Source organism: Streptomyces sp. NPDC005494, assembly GCF_042872025.1.
Taxonomy (GTDB): Bacteria; Actinomycetota; Actinomycetes; order Streptomycetales; family Streptomycetaceae; genus Streptomyces.
Genome location: NZ_JBIAJR010000001.1, coordinates 7676 through 24330, shown reverse-complemented (window position 1 = coordinate 24330; position 16655 = coordinate 7676). Strand labels below are relative to the sequence as shown.

At 71.1% G+C, this 16655-nt stretch carries 16 protein-coding genes; 11 read left to right on the top strand and 5 right to left on the bottom strand.

Annotated features, from left to right (window positions below):
- Together ACFYQ6_RS00125 and ACFYQ6_RS00120 are read right to left on the bottom strand one after the other, a co-directional pair.
- Nucleotides 1-1395 (bottom strand): metallopeptidase TldD-related protein, encoded by a 1395-nt coding sequence (locus tag ACFYQ6_RS00125; RefSeq protein ID WP_361580412.1) that lies wholly within the window; start codon nucleotides 1393-1395, stop codon nucleotides 1-3.
- On the bottom strand, nucleotides 1392-2915 hold the full coding sequence (locus ACFYQ6_RS00120; RefSeq protein ID WP_361580414.1) for a TldD/PmbA family protein: 1524 nt from the start codon (nucleotides 2913-2915) through the stop codon (nucleotides 1392-1394). The genes ACFYQ6_RS00125 and ACFYQ6_RS00120 overlap by 4 nt, the downstream gene beginning before the upstream one ends.
- Nucleotides 2916-3138: 223 nt before the next feature.
- On the opposite strand from ACFYQ6_RS00120, the gene fabG reads away from it, so the two are divergent.
- From fabG to ACFYQ6_RS00105, 3 genes are all read left to right on the top strand, one after another.
- Complete coding sequence (fabG, locus tag ACFYQ6_RS00115; protein ID WP_361580416.1) at nucleotides 3139-3858, top strand: 3-oxoacyl-[acyl-carrier-protein] reductase; 720 nt, start codon at nucleotides 3139-3141, stop codon at nucleotides 3856-3858.
- Between the two features lie 5 nt (nucleotides 3859-3863).
- Nucleotides 3864-4631, top strand: coding sequence for an enoyl-ACP reductase FabI (gene fabI / locus ACFYQ6_RS00110; RefSeq protein WP_361580418.1), 768 nt, complete (start codon nucleotides 3864-3866; stop codon nucleotides 4629-4631).
- A 228-nt stretch (nucleotides 4632-4859) separates the two neighbouring features.
- On the top strand, nucleotides 4860-5231 hold the full coding sequence (locus tag ACFYQ6_RS00105; protein ID WP_361580420.1) for a hypothetical protein: 372 nt from the start codon (nucleotides 4860-4862) through the stop codon (nucleotides 5229-5231).
- A gap of 30 nt (nucleotides 5232-5261) precedes the next feature.
- Here the strand turns inward: ACFYQ6_RS00105 and ACFYQ6_RS00100 are convergent, their stop codons facing one another.
- The gene (locus ACFYQ6_RS00100; protein WP_361580422.1) at nucleotides 5262-5942 is read right to left on the bottom strand and encodes a FadR/GntR family transcriptional regulator; all 681 of its coding nucleotides are present in this window, start codon (nucleotides 5940-5942) and stop codon (nucleotides 5262-5264) included.
- 131 nt (nucleotides 5943-6073) lie between these two features.
- On the opposite strand from ACFYQ6_RS00100, the gene ACFYQ6_RS00095 reads away from it, so the two are divergent.
- The 4 genes from ACFYQ6_RS00095 to ACFYQ6_RS00080 all read left to right on the top strand — a co-directional run bounded on the left by ACFYQ6_RS00095 (nucleotide 6074) and on the right by ACFYQ6_RS00080 (nucleotide 8459).
- Nucleotides 6074-7351: a CynX/NimT family MFS transporter gene (locus ACFYQ6_RS00095; RefSeq protein WP_388759390.1), complete on the top strand. Its 1278-nt coding sequence runs from the start codon at nucleotides 6074-6076 to the stop codon at nucleotides 7349-7351.
- 17 nt (nucleotides 7352-7368) lie between these two features.
- A complete protein-coding gene (locus tag ACFYQ6_RS00090; RefSeq protein WP_086010434.1) occupies nucleotides 7369-7485 on the top strand; it encodes an SGM_5486 family transporter-associated protein in 117 nt (38 codons plus the stop codon).
- A 148-nt stretch (nucleotides 7486-7633) separates the two neighbouring features.
- Nucleotides 7634-7840: a hypothetical protein gene (locus tag ACFYQ6_RS00085; RefSeq protein WP_361580426.1), complete on the top strand. Its 207-nt coding sequence runs from the start codon at nucleotides 7634-7636 to the stop codon at nucleotides 7838-7840.
- Between the two features lie 100 nt (nucleotides 7841-7940).
- Complete coding sequence (locus ACFYQ6_RS00080; protein WP_361580428.1) at nucleotides 7941-8459, top strand: histidine phosphatase family protein; 519 nt, start codon at nucleotides 7941-7943, stop codon at nucleotides 8457-8459.
- Nucleotides 8460-8635: 176 nt separating this feature from the next.
- Here ACFYQ6_RS00080 and serB read toward each other — a convergent pair whose 3' ends face one another.
- The gene (gene serB, locus ACFYQ6_RS00075; protein WP_361580430.1) at nucleotides 8636-9892 is read right to left on the bottom strand and encodes a phosphoserine phosphatase SerB; all 1257 of its coding nucleotides are present in this window, start codon (nucleotides 9890-9892) and stop codon (nucleotides 8636-8638) included.
- 280 nt (nucleotides 9893-10172) lie between these two features.
- On the opposite strand from serB, the gene ACFYQ6_RS00070 reads away from it, so the two are divergent.
- On the top strand, nucleotides 10173-12737 hold the full coding sequence (locus tag ACFYQ6_RS00070; RefSeq protein ID WP_361580432.1) for an FHA domain-containing protein: 2565 nt from the start codon (nucleotides 10173-10175) through the stop codon (nucleotides 12735-12737).
- Nucleotides 12738-12879: 142 nt separating this feature from the next.
- Here the strand turns inward: ACFYQ6_RS00070 and ACFYQ6_RS00065 are convergent, their stop codons facing one another.
- Nucleotides 12880-13635: a transglycosylase SLT domain-containing protein gene (locus ACFYQ6_RS00065; protein ID WP_361580434.1), complete on the bottom strand. Its 756-nt coding sequence runs from the start codon at nucleotides 13633-13635 to the stop codon at nucleotides 12880-12882.
- A 504-nt stretch (nucleotides 13636-14139) separates the two neighbouring features.
- Here ACFYQ6_RS00065 and ACFYQ6_RS00060 point away from each other — a divergent pair.
- The 3 genes from ACFYQ6_RS00060 to ACFYQ6_RS00050 all read left to right on the top strand — a co-directional run bounded on the left by ACFYQ6_RS00060 (nucleotide 14140) and on the right by ACFYQ6_RS00050 (nucleotide 16517).
- Nucleotides 14140-15285 (top strand): GAF domain-containing sensor histidine kinase, encoded by a 1146-nt coding sequence (locus tag ACFYQ6_RS00060; protein ID WP_361580436.1) that lies wholly within the window; start codon nucleotides 14140-14142, stop codon nucleotides 15283-15285.
- The gene (locus ACFYQ6_RS00055) at nucleotides 15278-15922 is read left to right on the top strand and encodes a response regulator transcription factor (RefSeq protein WP_356736489.1); all 645 of its coding nucleotides are present in this window, start codon (nucleotides 15278-15280) and stop codon (nucleotides 15920-15922) included. The genes ACFYQ6_RS00060 and ACFYQ6_RS00055 overlap by 8 nt, the downstream gene beginning before the upstream one ends.
- Nucleotides 15923-16265: 343 nt before the next feature.
- Nucleotides 16266-16517: a chaplin family protein gene (locus tag ACFYQ6_RS00050; RefSeq protein WP_361580438.1), complete on the top strand. Its 252-nt coding sequence runs from the start codon at nucleotides 16266-16268 to the stop codon at nucleotides 16515-16517.
- Nucleotides 16518-16655 lie beyond the last annotated feature (138 nt).

Here is a 16655-nt window from a genome sequence, read left to right as displayed (position 1 = left end):
TCAGACGCCCCGGCTGACCGAGCTCATGTGGAAGTCCGGGATGCGCAGCGCGGGCATCGCGGCGCGCGTGAAGTAGTCGCCCCACTCGCGCGGCAGGGTCTTCTCCGTGCGGCCCGCCTCCGACGCCCGGGACAGCAGCCCGACCGGGGACTCGTTGAAGCGGAAGTTGTTCACCTCGCCCAGCACCTCGCCGTCCTCCACCAGGTAGACCCCGTCCCGGGTCAGCCCCGTCAGCAGCAGCGTGGCCGGATCCACCTCCCGGATGTACCAGAGGCAGGTCAGCAGCAGGGCACGGCCGGTCGTCGCGGCCACCATCTCCTCCAGGGACCGCTCACCGCCGCCGTCCAGCACGAGGTTGTCCATGGCCGGCGCCACCGGCAGACCGGTCAGCCCGGCGGAGTGCCGGGTCGTGGTCAGCCGCTCCAGCACGCCGTCCTTGATCCAGTCGGTCGGAGCCAGCGGCAGCCCGTTGTCGAACACCGAGGAACCGTCCCCCGACGCGTGCGCGATCACGAACGGCGCGGACTCCAGGCCCGGCGCGTGCGGATCACTGCGCAGTGTCAGCGGCAGCTCGGAGAGCGTCTCGCCGATCCGCGTGCCACCACCGGGCCGGGAGAACACCGTCCGGCCCTCCGCCGCGTCCCGGGCGCCCGCCGACCAGTACTGATAGATCAGCAGATCGGCCACAGCCGTCGGCGGGAGCAGCGTCTCGTACCGCCCCGCCGGCAGTTCGATCCTGCGCTCCGCCCACCCCAGGCGCTGCGCCAGCTCGGCGTCCAGGGCCGCGGGGTCGACGTCCTTGAAGTCGCGGGTCGCCCGGCCCGCCCAGGCGGACCTGGTCCGGTCGGGCGACTTGGCGTTCAGCTCGAGCGTCCCGTTCGGCTGGTCGTGGCGCAGCCTCAGGCCCGTCGACGTACCCACGTACGTCGAGGTCAGCTGGTGGTGGGCGAAGCCGTACAGCTCACGGCCGCCCGAGCGGGCCCGGGCGAAGGCGTCGCCGAGCGCGGGTGCGAAGTCGGCGAAGACGTCGGACCCGGTCTCCGCCGGCGCGTCCGTGAAGTCGGCGGACGCCGGGACGCCGGAGACCAGTGGCTGCGCGTCCTCGGCGGGCCCGGCACCGCGCGCTGCGGCCTCGGCGGCCCGCACGAGCGGTTCCAGGTCGTCGGCCGTGACGGCCGAGCGCGACACCACTCCCGACGCGGCGCCCTCGGCCCCGTCCACGGTCGCGATCACGGTCAGGGTGCGTCCGCGCGTGACGCCGTTCGTGGTGAGCGCGTTGCCGGCCCAGCGCAGATTGGCGGAGGAGTTCTCGTCCGCGATGACCACACAGCCGTCGGCGGTGGACAGCTCCAGTGCGCGCTCGACGATCTCGTACGGCTTGCTGACGCGGCTCATCGCCCGGCCTCCTGCGTCGTGTTGAGGATGTTCACGCCTCGGAAGAGGGCGGAGGGGCAGCCATGCGAGACCGCGGCGACCTGGCCCGGCTGGGCCTTGCCGCAGTTGAACGCGCCGCCCAGGACGTAGGTCTGGGGACCGCCGACCTTCTCCATGGAGCCCCAGAAGTCGGTGGTCGTCGCCTGGTACGCGACGTCCCGGAGCTGGCCCGCCAGCCTGCCGTTCTCGATGCGGAAGAAGCGCTGGCCGGTGAACTGGAAGTTGTGCCTCTGCATGTCGATGGACCACGACCGGTCGCCGACCACATAGATCCCGCGCTCGACCCCGCCGATCAGGTCCTCCGTGGAGAGCCCGCCGGGGTCCGGCTTCAGCGAGACGTTCGCCATGCGCTGCACGGGGACGTGCTCCGGCGAGTCCGCGTACGCGCACCCGTTGGAGCGGCCCAGACCCGTCAGCTTCGCGATCCGCCGGTCCGTCTGGTAGCCCACCAGCGTCCCGTCCTTGACCAGGTCCCAGGACTGCGCCTCGACGCCCTCGTCGTCGTAACCGATCGTCGCGAGCCCGTGCTCGGCGGTGCGGTCACCGGTCACGTTCATCACGGGGGAGCCGTACGCCAGCTTCCCCAGCTGGTCGAAGGTGGCGAACGACGTTCCCGCGTACGCCGCCTCGTAGCCCAGCGCGCGGTCCAGTTCGGTGGCGTGGCCGATCGACTCGTGGATGGTCAGCCACAGGTTCGACGGGTCCACGACCAGGTCGTACGTCCCCGCCTCGACGCTCGGCGCCCGCATCTTCTCGGCCAGCAGCCCGGGGATGCGCTCCAGCTCCGAGTCCCAGTCCCAGCCCGTGCCCGTCAGGTACTCCCAGCCCCGGCCCACCGGCGGTGCGATCGTCCGCATGGAGTCGAACTCACCGGTCGTGCCGTCCACCGCGACCGCGGTCAGCTGCGGATGCACCCGCACCCGCTGCTGGGTGGTGACGGTCCCCGCCGTGTCCGCGTAGAACTTGTTCTCGTGGACGGTCATCAGGGACGCGTCGACGTGCGCCACACCGTCGGCCGCGAGGAGCCGCGAGCTCCACTCGGCGAGCAGCCCCGCCTTCTCGGCGTCCGGTACGTCGAAGGGGTCCCGCTCGTACGCCGACACCCAGGTCCGCTCGCCGTGCACCGGCTCGTCCGCCAGCTCCACGCGCTCGTCGGAGCCGGCCGCGGCGATCACCTTCGCCGACAGCTTCGCCATGGCCACGGCCTGCGAGGCGACCTTGGCCGCCGCGTCCATGGTCAGGTCCACCCCGGACGCGAACCCCCAGGCACCGCCGTGCACCACCCGGACGGCGAAGCCGAGATCGGTGGTGTCCGACGTCCCGGCCGGCCGCGCGTCCCGCAGGCGCCAGGAGGCACCGCGCACCCGCTCCAGCCGGAAGTCCGCGTGCACGGCACCGAGTGCCCGGGCGCGGGCGAGTGCCGCGTCGGCGAGGGCACGCAGCGGCAGGGCCAGAAACGACTGATCTACCTCGTGGGCCACGCGGGCCTCCCCTTCTCCACCTCTGAAAAACGTCTCCGCAGTGAATCATGAGGGGTCCCGGCATCCCCGTGCGCTCCTTTTACCGTGCCGAGGGCATGCCCGGAGCATTCTGTAGGGATCCGACAGTCGCGGCCCGGCGGCGCTGTCAGGGCCCGATTCCCTGGATGAGCGGTGGTACCGATAGGTTTTCGAGGTACCAGACCGCCAAGGAAAGGGTGATCCGTTGAGCCGCTCGGTTCTCGTCACCGGAGGAAACCGGGGCATCGGCCTCGCCATCGCCCGCGCCTTCGCCGACAACGGCGACAAGGTGGCCATCACCTACCGCTCGGGAGAGCCGCCTCAGGTGCTCACCGACGCGGGGGTCCTGGGCGTTCGGTGCGACATCACCGACACGGAGCAGGTGGAGCAGGCCTACAAGGAGATCGAGGAGAAGCACGGTCCCGTGGAGGTGCTGGTCGCCAACGCCGGTATCACCAAGGACCAGTTGCTGATGCGGATGTCCGAGGACGATTTCACCTCGGTCCTCGACACCAACCTCACCGGCACCTTCCGCGTCGTCAAGCGGGCCAACCGCGCGATGCTGCGCGCGAAGAAGGGCCGTGTCGTCCTGATCTCCTCCGTCGTCGGCCTCCTCGGTTCGGCGGGCCAGGCCAACTACGCGGCGTCCAAGGCGGGCCTGGTCGGCTTCGCCCGGTCGCTGGCCCGCGAGCTCGGCTCGCGCAACATCACGTTCAACGTCGTCGCGCCCGGGTTCGTCGACACCGACATGACGCAGGTGCTCACCGACGAGCAGCGCAAGGACATCGTGTCGCAGGTGCCGCTCGGCCGTTACGCGCAGCCCGCCGAGATCGCCGCCGCGGTGCGCTTCCTCGCGTCCGACGACGCGTCTTACATCACTGGAGCCGTCATCCCCGTTGACGGCGGATTGGGCATGGGTCACTGATCACCATGAGCGGAATTCTCGACGGCAAGCGCATCCTCATCACGGGCGTGCTGATGGAGTCGTCCATCGCCTTTCACACCGCGAAGGTGGCCCAGGAGCAGGGCGCCGAGGTCATCCTCACCGCCTTCCCCCGGCCGACGCTGACCGAGCGCATCGCCAAGAAGCTTCCCAAGCCCGCCAAGGTCATCGAGCTCGACGTGACCAGCGACGAGCACCTGGACCGGCTGGCCGGTCTGGTGAAGGAAGAGCTCGGCTCGCTGGACGGCGTCGTCCACTCCATCGGCTTCGCGCCGCAGGACGCGCTCGGCGGCAACTTCCTCAACACGCCCTTCGAGTCGGTCGCCACCGCGATGCACGTCTCGGCGTTCTCGCTGAAGTCGCTCGCCATGGCGTGCAAGCCGCTCATGGCGGACGGCGGCTCGATCGTCGGCCTCACCTTCGACGCGCAGTTCGCCTGGCCCCAGTACGACTGGATGGGCCCGGCCAAGGCCGCGCTGGAGGCCACCTCCCGCTACCTCGCCCGCGACCTGGGCAAGGACAGCATCCGCTGCAACCTGATCTCGGCGGGACCGCTCGCTTCCATGGCCGCCAAGTCCATCCCGGGCTTCGGCGAGCTCGCGGACGTCTGGAACCACCGCTCCCCGCTGGAGTGGGACATGGCCGACCCGGAGCCGGCCGGCCGCGGGGTCGTGGCGCTGCTCTCGGACTTCTTCCCGAAGACGACGGGCGAGATCATCCACGTCGACGGCGGCGTGCACATGATGGGCGCCTGACCGCCCAGCGCTCGCCGACAGCCGCGCACCCCGGCGAGGGGTGCGCGGCTGTCGTGCGTCCGGGCCCGTGCCGGGGTGGCCCGCCGTCGCGCCTCCGGGCCCACGTCGGCACGGGCGCTGTCGCGGGTCCGGCCCCCGCCCCACGTCGCTCGAGTCGAAAAAATGGCCGCCCCACCGCAGAATGTGGAGAAACCGGACTTCTGGTCAGGCTGTGGGGAGGAGATCGCTGTGCGCTCCACACGTCGCCGAACCTGGGCCCTGCTCGTAGCGGCGGCCGTCATCGCGGGAATCGCGGCTCCGGTCGCCGTGAGCGCGGCCAACCGGGCGGGTGGCGGAGCGGCGGCTCCCCTCGCGCCGGAACCCGAACCCTCGGGCTCCGAATGCCGTACGTCCGTCGACGGCTCCCGGGTGACCGCCTACTGCCACAACCCGTATCCCAGCACGGATGTCGTACGCCTCCACACCGAGTGCGCGCGCTGGTGGGACGTCGACGCCGACAGCAGCGCGGTCGCCGTGCAGCCCGGCCGGACGGTCAAGCTGGAGGACCGCTGCTGGAAAGAGGTCGGCTCGGTCTGGGTCAGCCATTCGGTGACCTCCTGAGAGGCCCGGAGGTCCCGGATCTGCTTCCCCTCAGGCCTGGACCCGCTCGCGCAGGCAGTCCATCGCGTGGGCCGCGGCCTCGGCGGCCGCTGTCTCCGCGTCACCCGCACGGATCGCCTCGACGAGCCGGGTGTGGTCCATGAGTTCCTCCGGCCGCAGCTCCGGTCCCACGTCGTCGCGCAGGTAGTCGCGGAGCAGGTCGTTCAGATCGGCGTAGAGCTCCGTCAGCACGTCGTTGTGGGACGCGGCGACCACGGCGAGGTGCAAGGTCGCGTCCGCGGCCACGAAGGCATCCAGGTCCCCGGACGCCCAGGTCTCCTCGCGGCGCACCATCAGCGCGTCCAGCTGCCGCAGGTCCCGGTCCGTGCGCCGCAGAGCCGCCAGCCGGGCCGCCGAGGACTCCAGGGTGGAGCGCAGCTCGGCCACGTGCCGGGGGTCGGCGTCCGCGAACCTGCGGTGCATCACCCCGGCCAGCTCGCTGGTCGCCACCACGTACGTACCGGAGCCCTGGCGGATGTCCAGCAGGCCGTTGTGCGCCAGGGCGCGCACCGCCTCGCGGACGGTGTTGCGCGCGACCCCCAGCTGTTCGACCAGCTCGGGTTCGGTGGGGATCCGCGAGCCCACGGGCCACTCGCCGGCGGTGATCTGGTTCCTCAGCTGGGCAATCACCTGATCGGCGAGAGCCGAACGCCGCGGGGACGTCAGCGCCATGCTGCTCCTTGCTCGTGTTCCGGAAGGGGTCGTCCGGGAGGTGCGGGCCCGTCGGATCGTCTCCCCCCGATTGTCTCAGGGGCCGACGTGAGGTGGACAGTCAATCATCCCATGATTCTATGATGGGTCCCATGCGTTCCGACGAGACCCCGACCCTGAGCCCCGCCGCCACACCCGCACGCGCGCGGTCCGCCCCCGCCCCCGCGCCGTCGCCCTGGGTGCTGCGGACCGTCGTCCTCGGCCTCGTTCTCGCCGCGCTCAACCTCCGGCCCGCGATCACGAGCCTCGGCCCCCTCCTCGAAGAGGTCCGCGACGGGCTGCACATGAGCGGCAGCGTGGCCGGTGTCCTCACCTCCGTACCGCCGCTCTGCTTCGCGCTCTTCGGCTTCGCCGCTCCACGGCTGGCCCGCCGCTTCGGAGCCGGCGCCGTCGTCTGCGCGGGCATGGTCGCCATCGCCGTGGGCCTGCTGCTGCGCCCCTTCGTGGGCGGCACCGCCGGGTTCCTCGCCGCCAGCGCCCTCGCGCTGATGGGGATCGCGGTCAGCAACGTCCTGATGCCCGTCATCGTCAAGCGCTGGTTCCCCGACCGGGTCGGCACCATGACCGGCCTCTACTCGATGGCCCTGGCCCTCGGCACAGCCCTCGCCGCCGCGCTCACCGTGCCCCTGACCGACGCGCTGGGCGGCAACTGGCGGACCGGGCTGGTGGTGTGGGCCGCCCTCGCCGCGGTCGCCGTCCTGCCCTGGCTCCCGCTCGTACGCAACCGCGACCGCGGGCCCGGCTCCGGTTCCGGGCAGTCGGCGGAATCGGCCCCGCAGCACGCTCCCGCGCCGAGGATCACCCGTAGCCGTACCTCCTGGGCGCTGGCCTGCTTCTTCGGACTCCAGGCCACGGCGGCCTACATCACCATGCAGTGGATGCCGCAGATCTTCCGCGACGCCGGAGTCTCGGCGGGCACCGCGGGCGTCCTGCTCGCCGTGACCATGGCCATGGGCGTACCGCTCGCCTTCGTCATCCCGCGCGTCGCCGCCCGGCTGAAGAACCAGGGGCCGATCGCCCTGGTGCTGGGGGGATGCGGCCTCCTCGGCTACGCGGGTCTCTACCTGGCCCCGGCGGGCGGCGCCTGGCTCTGGGCCCTGCTGCTCGGCATCGCCAACTGCGCCTTCCCGCTCGCCCTCACCATGATCGGGATGCGTGCCCGCACCGGCGCGGGCGTGGTCAGGCTCTCCGCCTTCGCCCAGTCCACGGGCTATCTGATCGCCGCCCCGGGGCCGCTGCTCGTCGGGGTCCTTTACCAGCACAGCGGCGGCTGGGGGCTTCCTATCGCCCTGATGGCGGGGCTCCTGGTGCCGCAGATGGTGGCCGGGGTGCTCGCGGGACGGGACCGGACGATCGAGGACGAATGCTGAGATGCGACACTGTGCGCATGCCAGTGCTCGATCCGAATCCCCAGAACGGCCAGAAGAAGCTCCTCCTCGTCTTCGGGACGATGCTTCTCATCTCCGTCGTCATCGGTGTGATCGCCACCATCGCCTCCCCCTGACCGGCCCGGACCGTCCTCGATGGTGGGGCTGCCCCCACCATCCCCTAGGGGGCCAGGTTCAGGGTCGAGTGGGTGGGTCACCGGATGGGACCGCCGTCGGCCGCCCCGTAGGTTCTGGGTAACACAGCCGAGGACCACGGAGGCGGACATGCCGGCCCATACACGCACCTGGACCCACCGCCCGGCCGAGGGCACCATCGAGGTCCGGCTGCCGTGGTGGGCGATCACGCTGCCTGCCCTCGCCTTCGCCGGACTGCTCCTGCTGATCGTGGAACCGGGCCAGGCCCACGCGGCGGCCGGCGACCCCGCGATCGGCCGGCTGCTGGGCCGCCTCATGGCGCTGCTGCCCGCCTGACCGGCGCCCCGAGGCCTGCCGGTGCCGTGGTTTCACCCATGGCGGGCGAGCCCGTCAACACCCTGCGCCCGGAAGCGTAATTCGTGCGAAGCTGAGGTGTATGAGCGCCGATACACCTCGCAGGATCGTCCTTCTCAGGCACGCAAAGGCGGAATGGTCGCAGGAGTCCGACCATGAGCGGCCACTGGCCGAGCGGGGCAGGAAGGACGCCCCCGTCGCCGGCCGCAAGCTGGCCGATTCAGGAACCGCCTTCGATCTGGCGCTGTGCTCGACCGCCACCAGGACCCGCGAGACCTGGAAGCTCGCGGTCCACGAGTTCGCGCAGCGCCCCAGGACCGTGTACGAGGAGAGGCTGTACGAGGCCTCCCTCGGCGAGCTGATCGCCCTGTTCGACGAGACCCCCGACGACGTGCGCAATCTGCTGGTCATCGGCCACAACCCCGGTATGCACGGCGCGGCGGACGCGCTCAGCGGATCGGCCGAGGGCGACGCCCTCTCCCGCATGACCAGGGACGGGTTCCCGACCGCGGCCTATGCCGTCGTCGAGTTCACCGGCTCCTGGAAGACCCTGGAGCACGGCGTGGGCAAGCTCGTCGAGTACTGGACGCCGAACGACTGACCACGGACCCGGAAGGGGCGCCGGCACAGGGACTGTGCCGGCGCCCCTTCACGTGCGCCCCTTCACGTGCGCCCCTTCACGTGCGCCCCTTCACGTGCGCCCCTTCACGTGCGCCCCGTCCCCGCGTGCGCCGGTATCGCGTACCTCGGTCCCGTGGCACGCCGCTCCCGCGCGCGTCAGTCCACGAGGCCGTCGGCGGCCTCGACCTCTTCGCGGGTGATCCCGAGCAGATACAGCACGGTGTCCAGGAAGGGGACGTTCACCGCGGTGTGGGCGGCCTGGCGGACGACCGGCTTGGCGTTGAACGCGACACCGAGACCGGCCGTGTTCAGCATGTCCAGATCATTCGCGCCGTCGCCGATCGCGACCGTCTGCGCCAGCGGCACCCCCGCCTGCTCGGCGAAGCTGCGCAGCAGCCGGGCCTTGCCCGCCCGGTCGACGATGTCGCCCACCACCCGTCCGGTGAGCTTGCCGTCGACGACCTCCAGCGTGTTGGCGGAGGCGAAGTCGAGTCCGAGCCGCTCCTTGAGGTCGTCCGTGACCTGCGTGAAGCCACCCGAGACCACGCCGACCTGGTAGCCGAGCCGCTTCAGCGTGCGGATCAGGGTGCGGGCGCCGGGGGTCAGCCGGACCTCGGTCCGCACCTTGTCCACCACGGACACGTCGAGGCCCGCCAGCAACGCCACGCGTGCGTGCAGCGACTGCTCGAAGTCGAGCTCGCCCCGCATGGCCTGCTCGGTCACCGAGGCGACCTCGGCCTCGCAGCCCGCATGGGCGGCGAAAAGCTCGATGACCTCGTCCTGGATGAGCGTCGAGTCCACGTCCATCACGACCAGACGCTGCGCACGACGGCTCAGTCCGGCCGACACGACCGCGATGTCGACGCCGATGCCGGCGGCCTCCGTCGCCAGGGCGGTGCGCAGCTCCTCGGTCCCCGTACCTGACACCGCGAATTCGACAGCGGTGACGGGATATTTCGCCAGACGGAAGATGCGGTCGATGTTGCCGCCCGTCGAGGTGATCCTGGCCGCTATGGCCGCCGTGGACTCCGCGGTCAGCGGGTGTCCCAGCACGGTCACATGGGAACGGCCGTAGCCGCGGGGCCGGTTGTCACCCGTGCCCGAGATGATCTCGGCCTGGAGCTTCAGGGACTCCGCCCAGCTGTGCACGGTGGCACGAAGGTCGCCCTCGGTCGTGCCGCCCGGGGCGGGGGAGGTCACCAGGGCGCACAGCACGATGCGGCCGCGGGTGACCACCTGCTCGATGTCCACGACATCGACGGCGTAGGCGGCCAGGGTGTCGAAGAGTCCGGCGGTGATGCCCGGACGGTCCTTCCCGAAGATCTTGACGAGAAGGGTGGGTGCGTCCGCGTACCGAGGGGGCTCGGGGAGCTCAGGAGACCGGGGAGACCGAGGTGGCTGAGATGCGCTCATGGTGGTCCCACCGTATAGGGCGGCCGGGGGGAGCTCCGAAGCCGTCCCGAGTGGCGGACAGCCCGGGACGCGGCCCGGGAGGGGACGGCGGCCCGGGGAAGGGGTGCCTCGGATGCGGTGCTCCCTACCGCTTTCTCCCGAGTCCGCGGGCGGGATGCGGAGCCTCCGCGCCCTCTTCACGCCGCCCGGCTTTCCGTCGGGGGACCGCTCCTGGAATAGTTCCCCACGATGTTCAGCATCCCTAGGCTCCCCGCAGCGGGAGCGACACGGGGGACAACTAGTGGGGCGCGGAGTGCCGGAACTCGTACTGGAATTGAATGGAAGGACCTGGACGCTCGATCCGTCCAGGTCGTACACCCTCGGACGTGATCCGCAGGGCGACCTGATGATCGACGACGCCAGAGTGTCGTGGCGGCATGCCACGATCAGCTGGAACGGGCGCGGCTGGTCCATCGAGGACCACGGCAGCACGAACGGCACGTATGTGCAGGGCCGGCGGATCCAGCAGCAGGAGATCGGCCCCGGGACGGCCGTGCACCTGGGCAACGCCACCGACGGACCGCGGCTCAGCCTCACAGCCGCCGCGGGTGCCGGAGTCCAGGGCGGGCAGGCGGTGGGAGCCCAGCAGGCCCCCGTCCACCAGCCCCACCAGGCCCCGGTGCAGCAGCCCCACCAGGCTCCCGTGCAGCCGCCCCAGCAGCAGGGCGCGGGCGGATGGCCCGGCGGGCCCGCGCAGCAGCAGGGCTGGCAGCAGGCTCCGGTCCCGCACCAGCAGGGCCACGGGGGCGGGGCGGGTGCCCCCGGGGGCGCGGCGGGTGCGCCGCCGGTCTACGGGGACCGCAGCCCGACCACCTTCCACCAGCTGGACCTCGGCCGAGTCATGCGCATCGGCCGTGCGCTGGAGAACGAGCTGGTCGTCTCCGACCTGCAGGTGTCGCGCCTGCACGCGGAATTCAGGGCGACCCCCGACGGCCGCTTCGAGATCCGTGACCTCGGGTCCCACAACGGCACGTACGTCAACGGCCAGCCGCTCAGCAAGTCCGGTTCGGCGCTCATCGGCCCGAACGACATCGTCGGTGTCGGACACTCGACCTTCCGGCTGGTCGGGGACCGGCTGGAAGAGTTCGTCGACACCGGTGAGGTCTCCTTCTCGGCCCGCCACCTCACGGTCACGGTCGACGGCGGCAAGGACATCCTCAAGGACGTCTCCTTCGGCGTCCCCGAGAAGTCGCTGATCGCCGTCATCGGCCCGTCGGGATCCGGCAAGTCCACCCTGCTCAAGGCGCTCACCGGCTACCGGCCCGCCAACCAGGGCGACGTCCTCTACGACAACCGGAACCTGTACAAGCAGTTCGCCGAGCTGCGGCAGCGCATCGGCCTGGTCCCGCAGGACGACATCCTGCACAAGGAACTCACGGTCACCAGGGCACTGCGGTACGCGGCCAAGCTGCGCTTCCCCGCGGACACCACCGAGGCCGAACGCACCGCCCGGATCCACGAGGTCCTCGCCGAGCTCAAGCTCGACATCCACAAGGACAAGAAGATCACCTCGCTCTCCGGAGGCCAGCGCAAGCGCGTCTCGGTCGCCCTGGAGCTGCTCACCAAGCCGTCGCTGATCTTCCTGGACGAGCCGACCTCGGGTCTGGACCCGGGCATGGACCGCGACGTCATGCAGCTGCTGCGCGGCCTCGCCGACGACGGCCGTACGGTCCTCGTGGTCACACACTCCGTGGCCGAGCTCGCCATCTGCGACAAGCTCCTGGTGATGGCGCCCGGCGGCTCCGTCGCCTACTTCGGCCCGCCCGAGGAGGCGCTGAACTTCTTCGGCTACACCAGCTGGGCGGACGTCTTCTCCGCGTTCGAGAACTACCGCGACTACGACTGGGCGGGACGCTGGCGCGGCTCGCAGCACTACCAGATGTACGCCGCGGACATCGACGCCGTCGCCGCGCAGTCCGTGCACATGCCCCCGCCGCAGCAGATGCGCCCGCCGAAGCCGTCGGGCTGGGCGGCCCAGCTGTGGACGCTGATGCGCCGCTACATCTCGGTGATCGCCTCCGACAAGGGCTTCCTGCTCCTGATGGTGCTCCTGCCGGCGGTGCTCGGAGTCGTCAGTGTGGTCATCCCCGCCGAGTTCGGCCTCGCGGAGCCCGAGCCGCCCTCGCGGTTCAACGGCAAGGCCGGGACCATCATGCTGATCCTCGCGGTCGGCATGTGCTTCGCCGCCGCGGCCAACTCGGTTCGAGAGCTGATCAAGGAACGGGTGATCTACGAGCGGGAACGGGCCACCGGGCTCTCCCGTTCCGCCTACCTGCTGTCCAAGGTGATCGTCCTCGGTGTGATCACGGCCTTCCAGGGCGTGATCATCTGCGGCATCGGCTTCTCCACCCGCAAGCTGCCGGAGGAGGGCCTGTTCATGCCCCCCGCCGTGGAGATCTGCGTGTCGATCATCGTGCTCGGCTTCACCTCGATGATGGTGGGCCTGCTGATCTCCGCGCTGGTGAAGACCGCCGAGAAGACCATGCCGCTGCTGGTCATGTTCGCCATCGTCCAGGTCGTCTTCACCGGCGTGCTCTTCCAGGTCTACGGATCGCCCGGCCTGGAGCAGTTCGCCTGGCTGATGCCGTCGCGCTGGGCGGTTGCCGCCGCGGGCACCACGCTGGACCTCGCCCACCTCATGCCGCCGTGGGACCCGGAGAACCCGACCGACCTGGACCCGCTCTGGGAGCACACGGCCGGGCAGTGGGGGATCGACATCGCGGTCATGCTCGTCATGAGCGGGGTCCTGTTCTTCGCCGTCTCGCGGATGCTGCGCCGCCACGAGCCCGAAGTGATGCGCAAGTAGCGCCGCCGGGGCCGCACCGACCGGCCCCGGAAACGCCCGAGGGCGGCACCCCGCGGGGTGCCGCCCTTCGGCATGTGCCTGCCGGTCACGCGACGCTGCGTGCCGGCGGGTCAGCTCTGCCAGGCCTTGCTCGGTGCGTGACTCAGTACGCGCTGTCGACGTTGTCGATCGAGCCGTACTTGTCCGCCGCGTAGTTGGCGGCAGCGGTGATGTTCGCGACCGGGTCGTACTGGTCGTGCTTGGTGCCCTTGACGTGGTAGAAGTCGAAGGTCGGCTTGATGACCTGCAGCAGGCCCTTCGACGGGACGCCGTTGATCGCGTTGATGTCCCAGTTGTTGATGGCACGCGGGTTACCGCTGGACTCACGCATGATGTTGCGGTGCAGGCCCTCGTACGTACCGGGGATGTCCTTCTTGTCCATGATGGCGAGCGCCTCACGGATCCAGCCGTCGAGGTTGTTCGCGTAGACCGGCTTGCGGTCGGCGGCGCGGCTGGCCTTCTCGGCCGAGCGCTTCTTCGCGGCGGCCTTGGCCTCGGCCTTCTTCTTGGCGGCGGCCTTGCTCTTGGCCTCGGCGACGGCCTTGGCCTTCGCCTCGGCCTTGTCGGCCGCCTTCTTCTTCGCGGCCGTCTCCTCGGCCTTGGCCGCGTCGACGGTCTTCACGAGCTGGTCGGTCGTGTTCTGCCCCAGGCCGGTGGCCTTGAGGGTCTGCGTCTGCGAGCCGGTGTAGGCGACCGGGGCGGCGGCCGAAGCGGCCTGCGGCTCGGTGGTGGCCGACGCGTCCTGCGGGACGAGCGAGAAGGCGACAGCGGCGGCGGCCAGGGTCGAGACCCCCGCGACGGAGAGCTTCTGCGCCTTGTTCAGACGACGGCTACGGCTGGAGATGCGGGACACGGACATACAGTCGTACCTCTTCGAATAGCAGGGGTCCTCGGCGAGGACGCGGACGGAAGCGCCGGGGCGCATCTCCGTCGGGGACAGATGCAATTCTTAGCGCCAGCAAAATGGCCTGGCAAAGGTGTGACGTACGAAGCTGAGTAGTGGAACAGGGTCTCGTTCGTTCCTTCTTGTCCGGTTTGAGCCCTGAAAAATTGCCCGCTTTGCGTCAACTATCCGTCTTCGTAAGTGACGTGGGTCCTATGCCTGGGCTCACATGGAGGGCCCTTCGCACTCACGAATAGTTGCGTGTGCGATGCGGAGCGTAAGGGGCATCTCGGGCAGGCCGGAGGCGGGAGTCCGGGCGTCGCCGGGAGGAGGCCGGGGAGCCGGGCCGGGCTGCCGGTACTCGCGGAGAAGAGGGGCCGGGCCCCGGCTGCCCGGCGTGCGGCCCTAGGCCCGGAGTCCCGTCCCGCGCCCGTCCACAGGCCGATACGGCGGCGCCGGGCCCGCCGGTACGGTGAGCACATGAGTCACCGCCCACCATCGGGCCTCGCCGCGGTCAGCGCCGCGCTGCTCGCCATGAGCCGGCACCTCGAGGTGCGGGACGTCCTCAAGACGATCGTCGCGTCCGCGCGTGAACTGCTGGACGCCGAGTACGCGGCCCTGGGGGTACCGGACGACCACGGCGGCTTCGCCCAGTTCGTCGTCGACGGTGTGAGCGACGAGCAGTGGAAGGCCATCGGGCCGCTGCCCCGGCAGCACGGCATCCTCGCGGCGATGCTCCACGAGCCGAAGCCCCAGCGGCTCGCCGACGTGACCGAGGACCCCCGCTTCGAGGGCTGGCCCGACGCACACCCCGACATGTCCGACTTCCTCGGCCTGCCCATCCAGGACGGCGACGAGACCATCGGCGCGCTCTTCCTCGCCAACAAGCGCTGCGCCCGCCCGGCGGGCGGCTGCGGCTTCACGGAGGAGGACGAGGAACTCCTCGGGATCCTCGCGCAGCACGCAGCCATCGCCCTCACCAACGCACGGCTCTACGAGCGCAGCCGCGAACTCACGATCGCGGAGGAGCGCTCACGGCTCGCCCACGAGCTGCACGACGCCGTGAGCCAGAAGCTCTTCTCGCTCCGGCTCACCGCGCAGGCCGCCGCCGCTCTCGTCGACCGCGACCCGGTCCGCGCCAAGGGCGAGCTCCACCAGGTCGCCGCCCTGGCGGGGGAAGCCGTGGACGAGCTGCGCGCGGCCGTCGTCGAGCTGCGCCCCGCAGCCCTGGACGAGGACGGCCTCGTCGCCACGCTCCGTACGCAGGTCCAGGTCCTGGACCGTGCCCACACCGCACGGGTCACCTTCGAGAGCGCCGGGGTACGCGCCCTGCCCGCCGGCCAGGAGGAGGCGATGCTCCGGGTCGCGCAGGAGGCCCTGCACAACGCCCTGCGTCACTCCGGCGCCGGGCGGGTCGCCGTCACCCTCACCCGCGACACGTCCGCCGTCATGCTGCGGATCACCGACGACGGCCGCGGCTTCGACACCGACGAGGTGCGCCACGCCGGCCGGCATCTGGGGCTCGTGTCGATGCGGCACCGGGCGGGCAGTGTCGGAGGCCGCCTCACCGTCGAGTCGGGGCCCGGTGAGGGCACGACCGTCCAGATGGAGGTTCCCTGTGGCTGACAAGATCATCAAGGTGCTGCTGGTCGACGACCACCAGGTGGTCCGCCGGGGACTGCGCACCTTCCTGGAGGTCCAGGACGACATAGAGGTCGTCGGGGAGGCGGCGGACGGGGCCGAGGGGGTCGCCAGGGCCGAGGAGCTGCGGCCGGACGTGGTCCTGATGGACATCAAGATGCCGGGCACGGACGGCATCGAGGCGCTGCGCAGGCTGAGGGAGCTGGAGAACCCCGCCAAGGTCCTGATCGTCACCAGCTTCACCGAGCAGCGCACGGTGGTACCCGCGCTGCGGGCGGGGGCCTCGGGATACGTGTACAAGGACGTGGACCCGGACGCCCTCGCCGGTGCCATCCGCTCAGTGCACGCGGGCCATGTGCTGCTCCAGCCTGAAGTGGCCGGCGCCCTGCTGGCCCAGGAGGACACGGGCGGCGGTACCGGCAGGGGGAGCACCCTGACCGAGCGGGAGCGTGAGGTGCTCGGGCTGATCGCCGACGGGCGCTCCAACCGGGAGATCGCACGAGCGCTCGTCCTGTCGGAGAAGACCGTGAAGACCCACGTGTCGAACATCCTGATGAAGCTCGACCTGGCGGACAGGACCCAGGCGGCGCTGTGGGCGGTCCGGCACGGAGCCGCGGGGTGACACAGGTGCGCCGGGTGGCCGGACGAGCGGACGGGCCTCACCGGGTGGTCGGATAAGCGGACGGGGCCCCACTGTGTGGCCGGATAAACGGACGGGCGTCACAGGGCGGTCGGACAAGCGGGCGGGCCTCACAGGGTGGTCGCACAAGCGGGCGGCCCCCACCGGGTGGCCGGACGATCGGGCGGGCCCCACCGGGTGGTCAGATAAACGGACGGGTCCCCTCCGGTCCGAGATTCATACTGTCGGGTGTATGTCACCCGGATGGCGCATCCTCCCCGGGCGTGCCGGCGTTCTCCATGCATGCTGCGGCGGTCGGCCGCGGCGACGCGAGGAGGATCCTGAAGTGAAGTCCCTGAAGAAGGCCGCAGCCGTCACCATGATCGCGGGCGGAATCATCGCCGCCGGTGCCGGAGCCGCCTCCGCCACGGGCCACGGCGGCGCCGGAGCCCACGGCACGGCCGTCGGCTCCCCGGGCGTCGCCTCGGGCAACGTGGTCCAGGTCCCGGTGCACGTCCCGGTCAACGTGGTCGGCAACACCGTCAACGTGGTGGGCCTGCTGAACCCGGCCTTCGGCAACCTCGGCCTGAACGGCTGACCGACGCCTCAACCCCCACCGGCCGCCGGGGGGGGGGGGGGGGGCCCCCCCCCCCCGCCGCGCCCGGGGGGGGGGGGGGGGGGGCGGGGGGGGGGGGCCGGGCGGCCCCCCCCCCCCCCGCCGGGGCGGGCGCCGGGG